The organism is Faecalibacterium sp. I4-3-84 (assembly GCF_023347255.1).
GTDB classification, from domain to species: Bacteria; Bacillota; Clostridia; order Oscillospirales; family Ruminococcaceae; genus Faecalibacterium; species Faecalibacterium taiwanense.
On the sequence record NZ_CP094466.1, the window covers coordinates 2,343,644 to 2,358,328 of the forward strand.

The 14,685-nt window shown below is 53.0% G+C and carries 18 protein-coding genes; 17 read left to right on the forward strand and 1 reads right to left on the reverse strand.

Translation table 11 applies throughout. From position 1 onward, the window contains the following. Positions 1-3 precede the first annotated feature (3 nt). From MTP41_RS11495 to MTP41_RS11565, 15 genes are all read left to right on the forward strand, one after another. Positions 4-735 (forward strand): septation protein SpoVG family protein, encoded by a 732-nt coding sequence (locus MTP41_RS11495; RefSeq protein ID WP_215684776.1) that lies wholly within the window; start codon positions 4-6, stop codon positions 733-735. Then, a complete protein-coding gene (locus MTP41_RS11500; RefSeq protein ID WP_249235554.1) occupies positions 725-1,504 on the forward strand; it encodes a DNA-methyltransferase in 780 nt (259 codons plus the stop codon). Before MTP41_RS11495 ends, MTP41_RS11500 begins: the two co-directional genes overlap by 11 nt. A 17-nt stretch (positions 1,505-1,521) precedes the next feature. Beyond that, positions 1,522-2,076, forward strand: coding sequence for an MT-A70 family methyltransferase (locus MTP41_RS11505; RefSeq protein WP_117761829.1), 555 nt, complete (start codon positions 1,522-1,524; stop codon positions 2,074-2,076). Positions 2,077-2,079: 3 nt separating this feature from the next. Then, positions 2,080-2,466: a PrgI family protein gene (locus tag MTP41_RS11510; RefSeq protein WP_215684774.1), complete on the forward strand. Its 387-nt coding sequence runs from the start codon at positions 2,080-2,082 to the stop codon at positions 2,464-2,466. After that, positions 2,426-4,783 carry a VirB4-like conjugal transfer ATPase, CD1110 family gene (locus MTP41_RS11515; protein ID WP_442900303.1) on the forward strand — a complete coding sequence of 786 codons (2,358 nt, stop codon included), beginning with the start codon at positions 2,426-2,428 and terminating at the stop codon, positions 4,781-4,783. The genes MTP41_RS11510 and MTP41_RS11515 overlap by 41 nt, the downstream gene beginning before the upstream one ends. Further along, entirely contained in the window at positions 4,764-6,482 is a 1,719-nt protein-coding gene (locus MTP41_RS11520; protein ID WP_249235555.1) for a C40 family peptidase, read from the forward strand. Before MTP41_RS11515 ends, MTP41_RS11520 begins: the two co-directional genes overlap by 20 nt. 14 nt (positions 6,483-6,496) lie before the next feature. Beyond that, positions 6,497-6,751 carry a DUF4315 family protein gene (locus MTP41_RS11525; protein WP_014080213.1) on the forward strand — a complete coding sequence of 85 codons (255 nt, stop codon included), beginning with the start codon at positions 6,497-6,499 and terminating at the stop codon, positions 6,749-6,751. Positions 6,752-6,753: 2 nt separating this feature from the next. After that, positions 6,754-7,503 (forward strand): DUF4366 domain-containing protein, encoded by a 750-nt coding sequence (locus MTP41_RS11530; RefSeq protein ID WP_249235556.1) that lies wholly within the window; start codon positions 6,754-6,756, stop codon positions 7,501-7,503. A gap of 29 nt (positions 7,504-7,532) precedes the next feature. Further along, positions 7,533-7,676, forward strand: a complete 144-nt coding sequence (locus MTP41_RS11535; protein WP_187016090.1) for a hypothetical protein — start codon at positions 7,533-7,535, stop codon at positions 7,674-7,676. Between the two features lie 4 nt (positions 7,677-7,680). After that, positions 7,681-8,034 carry a cysteine-rich VLP domain-containing protein gene (locus MTP41_RS11540; protein ID WP_087989526.1) on the forward strand — a complete coding sequence of 118 codons (354 nt, stop codon included), beginning with the start codon at positions 7,681-7,683 and terminating at the stop codon, positions 8,032-8,034. A gap of 179 nt (positions 8,035-8,213) precedes the next feature. Then, positions 8,214-9,173: a hypothetical protein gene (locus MTP41_RS11545; protein WP_249235557.1), complete on the forward strand. Its 960-nt coding sequence runs from the start codon at positions 8,214-8,216 to the stop codon at positions 9,171-9,173. 13 nt (positions 9,174-9,186) lie between these two features. Beyond that, entirely contained in the window at positions 9,187-9,771 is a 585-nt protein-coding gene (locus tag MTP41_RS11550; protein ID WP_249235558.1) for a hypothetical protein, read from the forward strand. Between the two features lie 12 nt (positions 9,772-9,783). After that, positions 9,784-9,948 (forward strand): hypothetical protein, encoded by a 165-nt coding sequence (locus MTP41_RS11555; protein WP_014080207.1) that lies wholly within the window; start codon positions 9,784-9,786, stop codon positions 9,946-9,948. After that, positions 9,945-10,292, forward strand: coding sequence for a plasmid mobilization protein (locus MTP41_RS11560; RefSeq protein ID WP_249235559.1), 348 nt, complete (start codon positions 9,945-9,947; stop codon positions 10,290-10,292). Before MTP41_RS11555 ends, MTP41_RS11560 begins: the two co-directional genes overlap by 4 nt. 158 nt (positions 10,293-10,450) lie before the next feature. Further along, entirely contained in the window at positions 10,451-11,797 is a 1,347-nt protein-coding gene (locus tag MTP41_RS11565; RefSeq protein ID WP_249235560.1) for a relaxase/mobilization nuclease domain-containing protein, read from the forward strand. A gap of 205 nt (positions 11,798-12,002) precedes the next feature. On the opposite strand, the gene MTP41_RS11570 is transcribed toward MTP41_RS11565, so the two are convergent. Continuing rightward, the gene (locus MTP41_RS11570; protein ID WP_330366484.1) at positions 12,003-12,365 is read right to left on the reverse strand and encodes a helix-turn-helix transcriptional regulator; all 363 of its coding nucleotides are present in this window, start codon (positions 12,363-12,365) and stop codon (positions 12,003-12,005) included. A gap of 190 nt (positions 12,366-12,555) precedes the next feature. Here MTP41_RS11570 and MTP41_RS11575 point away from each other — a divergent pair, with 190 nt between their 5' ends. Both MTP41_RS11575 and MTP41_RS11580 read left to right on the forward strand, forming a co-directional pair. Continuing rightward, positions 12,556-13,230 (forward strand): response regulator transcription factor, encoded by a 675-nt coding sequence (locus MTP41_RS11575; protein ID WP_425518619.1) that lies wholly within the window; start codon positions 12,556-12,558, stop codon positions 13,228-13,230. Continuing rightward, positions 13,214-14,626 (forward strand): sensor histidine kinase, encoded by a 1,413-nt coding sequence (locus tag MTP41_RS11580; protein ID WP_249235561.1) that lies wholly within the window; start codon positions 13,214-13,216, stop codon positions 14,624-14,626. The genes MTP41_RS11575 and MTP41_RS11580 overlap by 17 nt, the downstream gene beginning before the upstream one ends. Positions 14,627-14,685 lie beyond the last annotated feature (59 nt).

Genomic DNA, 14,685 nt, shown 5'->3' on the forward strand with positions numbered 1-14,685 from the left:
CTTATGCCGAGAAGATACGGGGCAGACGGAACGCGCTTATGGAATGGAAAAACGCCAGAGGAGTTTACTGAGGCGGACGCTTACCGCTTTATGGTGGAAACAGAGGCCGTCCTGCAAAGGAAAGAGCTGATGGACGATCCCGCCCAGCCTGCTCCGGCAAGCGGAAAGGAGGAATTTTATCTGAGTAAGAAGGACGATGTATTGCTGACCCCGGAGCAGATTGCTGCGGAGGAGCGGCGCTGGCTGTTTGATGCCCCCATCGCGGAGCTTGCAGAAGTCAAGGGTGTTAGCATTGACGAGGCGGTAAAAATGCGGACGGATGCCGTCTTGCAAGAGGCGGTTGTTCCGATCTCGGTGTCTGTCCGCCCGATTGAGCCGCAGGGTAAACTGATCGGCTTCGCCAGCGTCAACTTTGGTGGTGTGGTCATCGACGATTTTAAGGTCGTGGACGGGAAAAACGGGATTTTCCTCGGTGCTCCCTCTAAACCCGATCCTGCCAGCCGGACGGGATACCGAGCTACGGTTCGGATTCCTGACCGCGCCACGCAAGAGCGGATTAACGCGGCTGGTATGGAAGCGTATCACGCGGCGGTGGAACAGCTTGTTGCACGGGCCCAGGCGGTACGGCCTGCCCCGATCAAGGAGCAGATGGCCGAGGCCGCAAAACAGGCGGGAAAAGAAAATGCCGCCCGGCCTGCGCCTGCCAAGGCAAAGGAGGCCCGCAATGACCGATAGCCGCACTTTGGGACAAAGTGTCCCGAAGGAGGGCTTGTTTCTCATGGATGGCATTGAGGGCCTGCGCTCCCTGCCGAAGCATAGCGTGGATATGCTGCTGACCGATCCGCCCTACGGCACAACCCGGAATTATTGGGATGTGCCCCTGCCGCTCCCGGAGCTGTGGGAGGCGGTGAAATGGGCGGTCAAGCCGAATGGCGCGGTGCTGTTCTTCGCACAGTGCCCCTTTGACAAGGTGCTGGGCGCATCCAACCTCGCCATGCTCCGCTATGAGTGGATTTGGTACAAGGAGCGCGGAACAGGCTTTCTCAATGCAAACCGGGCTCCGCTGAAAAAGTCTGAGAATATCTTGGTGTTTTATCAGAAGGCCCCTGTCTACAATCCACAGTTTACTTACGGCAAGCCATATACCCGTGTTCATTCCCGAAGCGGTACAAGCTCCAACTATGGGAAATTTGAACGGCAGGGATCGGAGTCCAACGATGGCCGCCGCTATCCCGGAAATGTACTATTTGTGCCTACGGTGTCCGGCGGCATCCACCCCACGCAGAAGCCCGTGGAGCTCTGCGAGTATCTGATCCGCACCTATACCCACCCCGGAGAACTGGTCGCGGACATTTGCGTTGGCTCCGGCACAACCGCGATTGCAGCCATCAACACAGAACGCCGCTTTGTATGCTTTGAAACGGCCCCGTCCTTTTATGCCGCCGCCAGTGAGCGCATCCGTGCGGCGCAGGCAGTAAAAAGCTCCGGCGAGAAAGGAGTGTAATTATCCAGCAGTATTCTATCATTTACGCCGATCCCCCTTGGCGCTACTCGGCTAAGAAAGTACAGGGCGCGGCGGAAAACCATTATCCCACTATGAGCATTGAGGATTTATGTGCGTTGCCTGTGGCTGATCTTGCAGCCCCGGACAGCGCACTCTTTTTATGGGCCACTTTCCCGCAGCTCCCGGAGGCGCTCCGGTTGATCGAGGCTTGGGGCTTCACCTACAAAAGCGTTGCTTTCGTTTGGCTGAAAAAGAACAAGAAAGCGGATAGCTGGTTTTACGGCCTTGGCTTCTGGACAAGGGGCAACGCGGAAATCTGCCTGCTGGCAACCAAGGGCCACCCGAAGCGGCAGGCCGCCAACATTCATCAATTCATCATTTCTCCGATTGAGGCCCACAGCAAAAAGCCGGACGAGGCCCGCGACAAAATCATTTCCCTGATGGGAGATCTGCCCCGCGTGGAGCTCTTTGCCAGGCAGACCCCGCCTGGCTGGGCTGTATGGGGAAATGAAGTAACACCAACCATCCCGGACTTTGGGACACATTGTCCCGAAGTGCAGAAAGGAGTGTGATCTATGCCCTATGTAAACGTACCAAACGATTTATCCAAAATCAAAACAAAGATGGCTTTCAACCTCACCAAACGCCAGCTTGTCTGCTTCGGCAGCGCGGGCGCGGTGGGGATTCCGGCCTATCTGCTGACCCGTGGCACCCTCGGCAATACCGGGGCGATGTTTCTCATGCTGGGAATTATGCTTCCGGCGTTCCTGCTGGCCATGTATGAAAAAGACGGCTTGCCCTTTGAAAAGGTTGTGCGGAACATCATCCGGGCCAAGTTTCTCAGGCCGGGGATCAGAGCCTACCGAACCGAAAACATTTATGCGCCCTTTGCCGGGCCGGGCGCTGGAAAGGAGGATGTGATTGAAAAACGCAAAGAAGAAAAACGGAGCCGTCAAGGGTAAAGGCCGGGCGGCTCTGTCTGCCCAGCAGACGATCCCGTATCTGTCCATGCACCCGGACGGTGTGTGCAAACTCCCGGGCGGGCTCTATACAAAAACCGTGGAATATGAGGACATCAATTACTCTGTGGCATCCACCGAGGATCAGACCGCCATATTCAGCGGATGGAGCTCATTCCTCAACTATTTTGACAGTTCGCTGCCGTTCCAGCTTTCCTTTATCAACCGCCGTTCCCATTCCCGTAGCCGCTATCAGGTCAATATCCCGAAAGCGGATGACAACTATAACAGTGTCCGGGACGAGTTTACCGGGATGCTGAAAAATCAGATTGCCAAAAGCAATAACGGCATTGAACGCTCAAAGTACATCACCTTTGGCATACCCGCCGAGGGGATTGCGGAGGCTCGGCCCCGTCTGGAGCGTGTGGAGGCCGATGTCATGGGGAACTTTAAGCGGCTGGGCGTTCCCTCGGAGCCTATGGACGGGCGGGCCCGCCTTGCGCTGCTTCATAGCCAGATGCATCCGGGGAGCCGCGAAGCGTTCCGCTTTTCGTGGAAAGACATCCCGCAGACCGGGCTTGGCACAAAAGACTTTATTGCCCCGGACAGTCTCGACTTCCGCCAGTCCCGCACATTCCGCATCGGCCAGTATTGGGGTGCGGTGTCCTACTTGCAGATTATGGCATCGGAGCTTTCGGATAAGCTGCTGGCGGAAATCTTGGAGCTGGATGCGGAAATGACCGTGACCATGCACATTCAGACCGTGGATCAGCTCAAGGCAATCAAGACCATCAAGGGGAAAATCTCGGACATTGGGAAAATGAAAGTGGAGGAACAGAGAAAGGCTGTGCGCTCCGGCTATGACCCGGACATTCTTCCCCCTGACCTGATCACATTCAGCAAGGACGCGGCGGAGCTTCTTGCCGATCTGCAGTCCCGCAATGAGCGAATGTTTCTGCTGACCTTTACGGTGGTAAACCTTGCGCCTACCCGCCAGCGGTTGGAAAATGATGTGTTTACCGTGGGCGGTATCGCACAGAAATACAACTGCGCTCTGCGCCGTCTGGACTGGCAACAGGAACAGGGCTTTGTTTCCTCGTTAGCTCTTGGCTACAACGAGGTAGAAATCCAGCGCGGTATGACAACCAGCTCCACAGCCATTTTTATCCCCTTTATGACAAGGGAGCTCCGCATGGCTGGACAGGCCCTCTACTATGGCATGAACGCACTTTCTCACAATGTCATCATGGCTGACCGCAAAAAGCTGAAATCGGCAAACGGGATGTACTTGGGCTCTACGGGCTCCGGAAAGAGCTTTGCCGCAAAGCGCGAGCTCTTGAATGTGTTTCTCACCATCCCGCAGGATCGGATCATCGTGGTTGACCCGATGGGCGAATACGCGCCGCTGGTGCGAAGGCTGGGCGGTCAGGTGATCGAGATTGCCCCGGACAGCCCGCACCATCTCAATCCGATGGATGTGGAGCTCAATATGGCTGCCGGAGAAAGCCCGCTTTCCATGAAGGCGGATTTTCTTTTGTCCCTGTGCGAGCTGGTGGTCGGCGGCAAGGAAGGCTTGCAGCCCATTGAAAAGACGGTCATTGACCGCTGTGTGCGTTTGGTGTACCGGGAGCAGGCGCTCGGATTGGAAACCGCAAAAACGCCGCTGTTGCAGGATTTGTACGAAGAGCTCTTACGCCAGCCGGAGCCCGAAGCCCGGCGCGTGGCAACTGCCTTAGAGCTTTATTGCACAGGCTCCCTCAATCTCTTTAACCATCCTACCAACGTCAAGACGGACAGCCGTGTGGTGTGCATCGTTCTGAAAAACATGGGCGAAAACCTTAGAAAGATTGCAATGCACATCACAAATGAGTTTGTTTCGCAGGCGGTGGATCAGAACTTCCACGAGGGTGCGGCGACTTGGTGCTACTTTGACGAGTTTCATATCCTGCTCCGCGATCCGCTGACAGCCAGCTACTTTGTGGCAGTCTGGAAAATGCTGCGTAAAAAAGGATGTGTGCCGTCTGCTTTGACGCAGAACGTCAAAGACCTTTTGGCCAGCCGGGAAATCGAGAACATTCTGGACAACACGGATTTTATGATTCTGCTTTCGCAGGCGCAGAGTGACCGTACCATTCTAGCAAAACAGCTCGGTATTTCCGAGCATCAGCTTTCCTATATCACACACAGCAATTCCGGCGAGGGGCTGTTGTTCTATGGAAATGTAACCATTCCGTTTGTGGATCGGTTCCCTCGCGGAGAAATCTATGACCTGCTGACTACACGCCCGGAGGATATGAAGAATGAAACGAAAAACGAATAAGACCAAGGAGGAGGCTTGGTCGCAGACCGCCCACGCCCCTGACGGGGAACAGCCCGGGCCGGAGGCTTCCGACACTTCGGGACAAAGTGTCCCAAAGTCCAAGTTCCGCAAAAAGAGCCAGCAGGAACAGGCTGCGGCGGCAAAGCTCCGCATGGAGTCCCAAGGCGAAAAGCTGGAACAGGCCCGAGAGAAGCTGGCAAAGCAAAAGCCGCCGAAAAAGCCCGGCCCGGTAAAACGCATAGGCCGTGTTGCCAGTAGTTCCGTTCACAGCTTCGTGCATGGCAAGATTTTTGAAGTGGAACAGGAAAATGTCGGCACAGAAGGCGCACACCGTTCTGAGCTTGTGGGAGAAACCGCGCTGCGGCATGGCTCCCGCTTTGTACGCCGTAAAGTCCGGGAACATCCGGCAAAAGTGGTACGCAAGGCCGAGGCCCGCTATACCAAGTACACGGCGGACTACCATTTTCACACCGCCGCACAGGAGCACCCGGAGCTGACGAAAAATGCGCTTACCCGCTACTGGCAGAAGCAACGGCTCCGCAGGCAATACCGCAAGCAGGCAAAGGAGGCTGCAAAGCAGGGCGCGGCTGCGGCTGGGAAAACTGCCACAGCCACAGAACGCCTGACTGCCCGGGCAGTGGAATTTGTCAAAAGTCATCCCGCAGGTGCCGTGATTGCGGTGCTCTGTGTGTTACTTCTGTTTGCTATGCAGTCCTGTTCCTCTACCATGCTTATGCTGGGGAACGCCGGGGCCGGTGCATTAGGAGCCAGCACCTATCCTTGCGAGGATCGGGATATGCTGGCCGCCGAAGCTGCCTACTGTGCGCTGGAAGATGATTTGCAGCATTATCTGGACACCTATGAAAGCACCCATGACTATGACGAATACCACTTCGATTTGGACGAAATCGAACATGACCCCTATGTGCTGCTTTCTCTTTTGTGTGCGCTCCATGAGGGGCAATGGACAATAGACGAAGTACAGGGAACGCTGCAAATGCTGTTTGACCGCCAGTACATTCTCACGGAAGATGTAGTGGTGGAAACCCGGTATCGCACGGAAACCGACACATGGACGGACGCGGACGGCAACTCCCATACGGACACCTATCAGGTGCCTTACGACTATTACATCTGTACGGTCACGCTGGAGAACTTTGATTTATCCCATGTGCCCGCATATGTCATGGGCGAGGAGCAGCTTTCACGGTATGCCATCTATATGGCAACGCTGGGAAACCGCCCCGATCTGTTCCCGGATTCTCCATATGTGAACAAGTACATTACCGGGAAACCCGGTGATTACGAAGTGCCCGGAGAATATCTGGACGATGAAACCTTTGCCGCGATGCTTGCCGAAGCGCAGAAATACATCGGCTATCCCTATGTGTGGGGCGGCAGTTCTCCGGCTACTTCCTTTGATTGCTCGGGCTATGTTTCATGGGTCATCAATCACTCCGGCTGGAATGTGGGCAGGCTGGGAGCCCAGGGGCTCTATAACATCTGTACGCCGACCAGTTCTCCCAAACCCGGTGATCTGGTGTTCTTCAAAGGCACCTATGACACGCCGGGCGTGAGCCATTGCGGGATTTATGTCGGTGATGGAAAAATGCTGCATTGCGGAGATCCCATCGGCTACGCAAATTTGAATACAAGCTACTGGCAATCTCATTTTTACGCCTACGGGCGTTTACCGTGACAGGAGGTTTTGAAATGGCAACTACCAAAAGCATGAAAATTCAGGCCGAGATTGATAAGGTCAAGGCCAAAATCAGTGAACAGCAGGCCCGGCTCAAGGAGCTGGAGCAGAAAAAGCTGGAGGCGGAAAACAGCGAGATCGTGGACATTGTGCGCGGCATGAGCATTTCCCTTACGGAGCTCCCGCTGCTGTTTGAGAAACTGAAGGACGGCGGCACTTTGGGACAAAGTGTCCCGAAGTCCGAAGAAGAAAAGAAGGAGGAAAACTGAATATGAAACACTTTCGTATGTTGGCGGCGGGGCTTTGCTCCGCCGTTCTTTTATGCGGCTCTGCGATTCCAGCCTACGCCTATTCGGACAGTGGGAATGAGGAACCGCCTGTTGTGGAAGAAACTCCGGCCCCGGAGCCTGCACCTACCATTACCCCGGGCGAGGGCTTTTCGGAGGATGGAAACCTTGTGACCCGCGATCTGCTCTATGATGCTGCAACCAACAAACAGTTCATCACGGTGGAAACCAGCGGCGGCAACACCTTTTACATTGTCATTGATTATGACAAGCCTGTGGACGAGGACGGCGAACAGTATCACACCTACTTTCTGAACATGGTGGATGAAGCCGATCTGCTGGCGGCACTGGAGGCCGCTGGCGGAGAGCTTCCAGCCTGCTCCTGCACAGAAAAATGTGCGCCCGGAGCCATCCATACGGATTGCGAGGTCTGCGCGGTCAACATGACCGAGTGTGCTGGCACAGCTCCCGAACCCGCCCCGGTGACGGAACCTGTGGAGGAGCCGGAACCCGAACCCCAGCAAAAAAGCAATACCGGGACACTTCTGCTGATTTTGGCAGTGGCTGTTCTGGGCAGCGGTGCAGGCTGGTACTTCAAAATCTACCGCCCGAAGCATGAAAAAGCTGCTGTATCCGAAGAGGATTACAGCGAGGAACTGGCCGATTATGACGATCCCGAGGACGATGGGCCGCCTTGGGACGAGGACGATACCGAAAGCGAGGATAATGAATGAGATTTACAAATAACCCCTATGAGGGATTTATGAAAGAAAAAAGCTACTTCAAGGGTGTGCCGCCCAGCCTGCCGCCGAAGGGCTCCCGCTGTGATGGCTGCCCTTACTGGCGCGGGATCGGCTGCGTGTTCTGCTACCGGGAGCAGCTCAAACCACCGGGCAACGGGAGGTGATGCTGTGGGCCGAGAACTGACCCGGACAGAAAAAGCGGCAATCCGCAGGCTGGTGTCAAAATGGTGTGCCAACTATGACCGGGACTGCGGCTGCCTGCCGCTGGATTGCGAGTGCTATATGTTTGGGAAATGCTGGACGGGGGCTTATTGCCGCTACTTCCGCGAGGCTGTTCTGCCCCTTGATCCGGCGCTGGAGGCTGCGCTGCTGGCAGAAGGGCCAAGGCCGGATTTCAAGGCTTGCCCGGTATGCGGCAGAGCCGTGGCTCCTGATGGACGGCAAACCTATTGTTCGGCGGCCTGTGCAAAGGCGGCACACCGCAGACAGCAGCGGGAATATATGCGGAAAAAACGGGGCTGATGTGTTGACAATTAGGACATCCAAAACCCGCCTGTGACAAGGCTTTTTAAGGCCCTTTTCTGCGGGAGGCGTATATTTCTACGTCCGGCCCTGTTTCCGTGAGATGCTGTCAACATTTTAGCTGCCGGGGCTTTGGGACAATTTGTCCCAAAGTTCCGGCTTTTGTGGAAGGAGGTACTATGCCGAAATATTATCCGATCAATGAAGAAGCCGCAAAGCGGGCAAAGGATATGAACAGCTTTTCCGACTATCAGCCGGGCTCCGCTACGACGAGCTACCGGGCAATGGTCGATGAAGCGTATGTAGCGGCGGAACGCCAGAAAGCGCGTGTCGATCCCATGTACCACGATAAGATTGACGCTCTGGTGGATCGCTATGCCCGGAAACTTGCGGAAAATCTGAATGAACGCAATGTGATTGATGCCCGGGTACCCTCTATTCTGATCTCCGGGGGCGGTAATTTTCCTGTAGCAAAAAAGCACAAGCAGAACGCCGCCCGGGATCGCAACTATGGAGAGTGTGCGGAGATTTCAAAGCTGCTTGATAAAATCCGCTCTGTTGGTATGGGCGGGATCAGCGCAGACGATGATCTGGCCGTGGAAAAGCTGACAAAAAAGCTGGAGGGGCTGGAGTCCCAGCAGGCCACCATGAAGGCGGTCAATGCGTATTTTCGGAAACACAAAACGCTGGACGGCTGCCCGGAGCTTACGCCGGAGCAGGCAGAAAAGCTCAAAGCAGATATGGCGCAGTCATGGCACTTGGATAAAAGCAAGCCGTATCCCGCCTATCTGCTTTCCAACAACAACGCCAACATCCGCCGTGTACGCCAGCGCATTGAGGAACTGAGCAGCCGCTCCGAGTTTGCAGGCTGGACATTCCCCGGAGGCGAGGCAAAAATCAACGAGGCTGAAAATCGTTTGCAGCTTATTTTTGAGGAAAAGCCCGATGCCAATCAGCGGCAGGAACTGAAAAGCAACGGCTTTAAGTGGGCTCCCAGCCAAGGGGCATGGCAGCGGCAGCTTAACCAGAACGCCATCCGTGCTGCGGCCCGGATAGACTTTCTGCGGCCCGAGGACGGTACAAGCCCCTATCAGCTCCAGCCGTTTGTGAAAAGAGAAAACAAAGAAATGTCTCGATGATGGGAGGTGTACTATGGACAAAAATCAAGGCTATGCTATTTTGAAGGCGGTCATGCTGGAAAATGGGCGGGGATTTGCATTGGGCGAACATCCCACCGCGCCATCCCGCTATGTCACATGGGCCTGCTATGATGACAAGGACGGCCAGCGGCAGTACGAATGGGGTCACTATGGAAATGACCGCGCCGCGATGGAACAGGATTTTACAGACCGGGTGCAGGACTATCAGCGGATTTATAACGTGGGGATCAGGCAGACCGAGGCTCCCGGCCTTTACAAGTATTATTCGACCCAGCGGCCTGTGGACATCGGGACATTCCCGAAGCCGCCCTATAACAAGCCGGATGAAATCTTCAATTACGATCAGCGCATCCCGGTGGAAAATGGCTCGTTCTTGGCTTGGGGCTATCTTACCTATACCCGCCCGCTAACGGAAAAACAGGCATCCGACTATGAGCTGCGTCCTGCGCCTGATAATCCCGACAGGCCCCGTCCGATTGCCGAGCAGATGAAAAATGCGGCAAAGTTGGCGGAGGCAGATCGCGGCTCGGAGGCTCCGGCTCCCCAACGGAGGCAGCCTGACCGTGGCGATAGATAAGGAGGTGCGTATATGGAAAAGAAACGTGAACAGGAATTGTCTGTACTGGAGGTGCTGCGCCTGCACCGTGAATTTCATTTGCCGCACCCTGTTCCGGCAGACGAACAGGAAAAGCCGCTGGATAAAGTAAAGGAGCCGCCCCGCGCCTGCCGCAGCCGGGAGCGTGAGGAACGATGACAAAGAAACGCCGCCGTCCGATCCATTTTCATGTGATGGTGTCGGAGGCGGAGCAGGCCCTGATTCAAGAACGTATGGCGGAGGCTGGCATCCGTAACATGGGAGCCTATATGCGGAAAATGGCCCTGAGTGGGTATGTGCTTCATGTTGACCTTTCGCCTGTTCGTGAGCTGGTTTCGCTCCAGCGGCGCTGCTCCAACAATCTGAACCAAGTGGCAATTCAAGCCAACACCTACGGCGCGATTTATCCCGAAGAACTCGCGGCCTTGCAGCGGGACTATGCCGCTTTGTGGGGGCCGCTGTCTGATCTCTTGAAACAGCTCTCCGCGCTGGTAGAGCTCTGACCCATCCGGGGAGTGGTTGATACCGCTCCCCGGCTTTTTCTACTTCGGGACAAAGTGTCCCAAAGTAAAAATACTGTTTGCCGGAAGGAGGGATTTTTACGGCGACCACCTACATCCGCCCTTATAAAACAGCGGCGGGAAAAAGTGCAATTCAAACGATGGAGGATCGTTTCACCTATGGCCTGAACCCGGAAAAGCTGGGAGCCGTATCTTCCTATCTCTGCGATCCGAACACGGCTCCCGCCGAGTTTCTTCTGGTAAAAAGTCAATACCTTGCAGAGACAGGCCGGGCCGTATCTCGCGGGGCACTGTTCTTTCAGATCCGGCAGGCGTTCCTGCCCGGGGAGGTTACGGCGGAAGAAGCAAATCGTATCGGTTATGAAACGGCGATGCGCTGGACAAAGGGAAAGTATCAGTTCTTCGTCTGTACGCATACCGACAAGGCCCATATTCACAATCACATTTATTTCAATGCGACGGCCTTTGACTGCTCCCGGAAATTTCATAATTTCATTGGTTCGTCCTTTGCCCTGCGGCGGCTCTCTGACCGCGTGTGCATCGAACATGAACTGTCTGTTATCCAAAATCCGCGCCAGCACAGCAAGGGCTGCTTTCTTCACTATGGCCAGTGGATTGGGGAAAAGCCGCCCTCTGCCAAGCAGAGGGTACGGCTGGCTATTCTCGCCGCTTTGGAGAAAAAGCCCACAAACTTTGCCGATTTTCTCCGGCTTATGGAGGAGTCCGGCTTTTCGGTGAAACAGGGACGAGGCGGTGTCATCTCATTTCTCGCGCCCGGACAGGAAAAACCGACCCGGCTCCGGGCTTCTACACTGGGAGCTGGATTTGACCCGGAGGACATCAAGGCAGTAATTGCCGGGGAACGTCCGCTCCCCGAGCTGCCAGAGGAGCCCACGGTTCCGCCACGGCGAGTTAATCTCATCATCGACATTCAAAAGCGTATGGCCCAGGGCAAGGGCCCGGCTTATGAACGATGGGCCAAGGTCTACAACTTAAAGCAGATGGCGGCTGCACTCCAGTATTTGCAGGAGCATCATCTGACAGACTATGCGGCGCTGACGGCCAGCACCGAGGCTGCGGTGGATTACTTTCACAAGCTGTCTGACGAACTCCGCACAACGGAGGAGGCTCTTTCCAAAACCTCGGAGCTGATGGCTGCCACGGTGGACTATGCCAAGACCCGCCCGGTGTTCGACGGGTACAAGGCTGCACGGTACAGCAAAAAGTATCTGGCCCAGCATGAAGCGGAGCTTGCCACTTACCGGGCGGCAAAGGATACCATGAACACCAGACTGAACGGCGCAAAGCTCCCTAAAATAGAAGTACTAAAAAAATCCCGCCGTGAGCTGGCGGGACAAAAGAAAGAGCTTTATGCGGAATACCGCAAGGCCCAGGCGGATATGCGGCAGGCTGTGGCAATCAAGGCGAACATTGATCATCTGCTCGGCGTGACGGACGGGCGGGAAAATAAGGCCCAGGAGCGATAGCGACAGGCCGCCGACAACAGGCGCATAGCGCCGGGACTTTGGGACAATTTGTCCCGAAGTTCAGCGGGTTTGGGGAGCTCCCCAACAAGCATTTTTGCGGGCCTGCGGCCAGCAAAAATTTCGGAGTGTGGCCACACCCGAATTGCTTGCCATTTAGCGGCACCCCCGAAAAGCCCCCTAAAAACGAGAAAAACGAAGGCCCTTTTTACTTGACCTCCGTTTCTCTGGCTTTTTGTAGTCCCTCTGCTGTGGCCTCCATGACCGTCAATTCCTTTTCGTCCATTGTATTGAGCAGCCTGTCAATATGCTGGCGGCAGTCGCTTTCGCCGTTCTGCCTGTCAGGATAAAAGAACTGGTCTACGGAAATATCCAACAGGGTGACGATTTGGTAAAAGGTGTTCAGGCTTGGATGCTGGCCCCGGTTCTCAAAATACATGATGGAACGAGGGGTACGGTCTACGAGCTGTGCAAGGTATTCCTGTGTCCAGCCTTTCGCCTCTCTCTTGCGCTTGATCTCCCGGCCTAATGCGTGGAAGTCAAGCCGTCTGGTGTCTTGGTACATTCTCATATCACCCCTATATTATTTTACATTTCGGGTTTGACTATGAGAACGAAACACAATTTTATGTTTTAGTAGTATTTTATTGCCCGTCGGCAAGGTTGCCGATGTTACACGGACAAGGTATAATAACAGAAAGAAAATTTGAAAACTACACTTTAATCACAAAAATCTATGATACGCTATCTTTGGAGGTGTTATTATGCAAAGGATTTTAGTCGTTGAGGACGATTTTGATATTCAAGAACTTTTACAGAATTTTTTACAAGAAGCAGGATATGAAGTAGCTGTTGCAAATGATGGTGTCGAGGCACTATCTTTATTTGCGGGAGAACGATATGACTTGATTGTGTTGGACATTATGCTCCCCAAAATTGACGGTTACGGTGTCTGTGAATTGATACGCAAACAATCTGATGTTCCTATCATCATGCTAACCGCATTAAGCGGAGAAGAAGATCAGATTAAAGGATTGGATTTGCAGGTGGATGACTACATTACAAAACCGTTTTCTATGCCTGTCCTGCTCCGCAAAATTGCGGCTGTACTTCGGCGCAGTAACCGGGGAACAGATGAAAAGTATCAAATCATTACTTATGGCAATTTGCGTTTGAACTGTGACGGCTACACCGCCACAGTGGACGGAGCTAATTTTGAACTGACACAAAAGGAATTTGAAATACTGCGGGAACTGCTGACCCATCAGGGCCGGATATTGACCCGGCAGAACTTGTTGGATAAGCTGTGGCGATATGATTTTTATGGGGACGAGCGTGTTGTTGATACCCATATCAAAAATCTACGAAAAAAACTGGGAATAGATTTCATTCAAACAATCAGAGGGGTGGGATATAAAGTTGATAAAGAGAATTAAAGGCAGTCTGTTTGCTAAAGTCTTTATTCTGACTGTGGCAGTTTTGCTCTGCGTGAGCTTTCTTGTCTATGGCGTTTTGGCTTGGTATATGCCTCAAACCTATTCTAACAATCTCAATGCGGCATTAGATGAACAGACCAGCGACTTTATTTATGAATTAGAACATATCCGTATGCAGGATAGCGGCGGACTTTTTGATCAGTTTCTTCAAAACACAACAATTAGCATGGTGGAGCTTTATACTGCTGATGGTGTTCTGGTGGAAACACCGTCTAACCAAAATAGCTTTAACGATGGGATCACCGGGGAGGCTCTTGGCGGAGCATCTTATGAAAGTGCGCCGATTATATCCAACAGCTATTACTTCTCATTTGCAGATGATAATAGCCAATATATTTTAACAGTTTACGGAGAAGCCTCTCAAATCGCAGAACTGCGGCAATCATTTGTAAGCGTATTACCGATTTTGTTTTGCGTTATTCTCCTTGTATCGTTGGCAACTGCTTGGGTGTATTCTCGTATCATTACAAACCCGGTATTAAAAATCAGTCGGATTTCTAAAGAAATGTCTGATATGAAGCTGGAATGGCAACTTGAGGAACGCCGTTCTGACGAGCTGGGTGTACTGGAGAATAGCTTGAATACGCTGTCCCGGAAACTGTCTGCTACCTTGGAGGAGTTGCAAAGTGCAAATCTCCAGCTCCAAAAGGATATTGAACATCAAAAGGTGCTGGAACGGGCACAACAGGATTTCTTTTCTTCTGCTTCCCATGAACTGAAAACCCCTATCACCATTATCAAGGGTCAATTAGAGGGGATGCTATTGGGTATAGGGGCATATAAAGACCACGAAAAGTATCTTGCCCGATCCTTGGAAGTTGCGGCTACGCTTGAAACGATGGTGCAGGAAATATTAACGATTTCAAGGCTGGAAACCAATGTTGATTTCAAAATGGAGCATTTTGATTGTGCTCCCATGATACATGTCTATTTGAGGGAGATTGATGATTTAGTGGCAACAAAAGAACTGCAAATACATCTTGCTATACAGTCTCCCGCTTTTATAAACGGGAACAAATTGCTGATTGAAAAGGTGTTCTCCAATTTGATTTCAAATGCTGTAAAGTATTCGCCGCATGGAGCAAGCGTTGATATTATTTTGCAAAATACCAACGGACGCTTTTTGTTCTCCGTAGAGAACACAGGTACACATATACCAGAAGATGATATTCCCAAATTGTTTGACGCTTTTTATCGTATGGAGCAATCCCGCAGTAGAAGAACAGGCGGTAGCGGCTTAGGGCTTTATATGGTTCAAAGAATTTTACAACAACATAACAGCTATTGTGAGGCTTGCAACACAGAAAACGGTGTTAAATTCTTCTTCACGATTTAGCGGACAATCAACGGCAGGTGAACAACCTGCCGCTTTTTTTAACTACACATAAATCACAA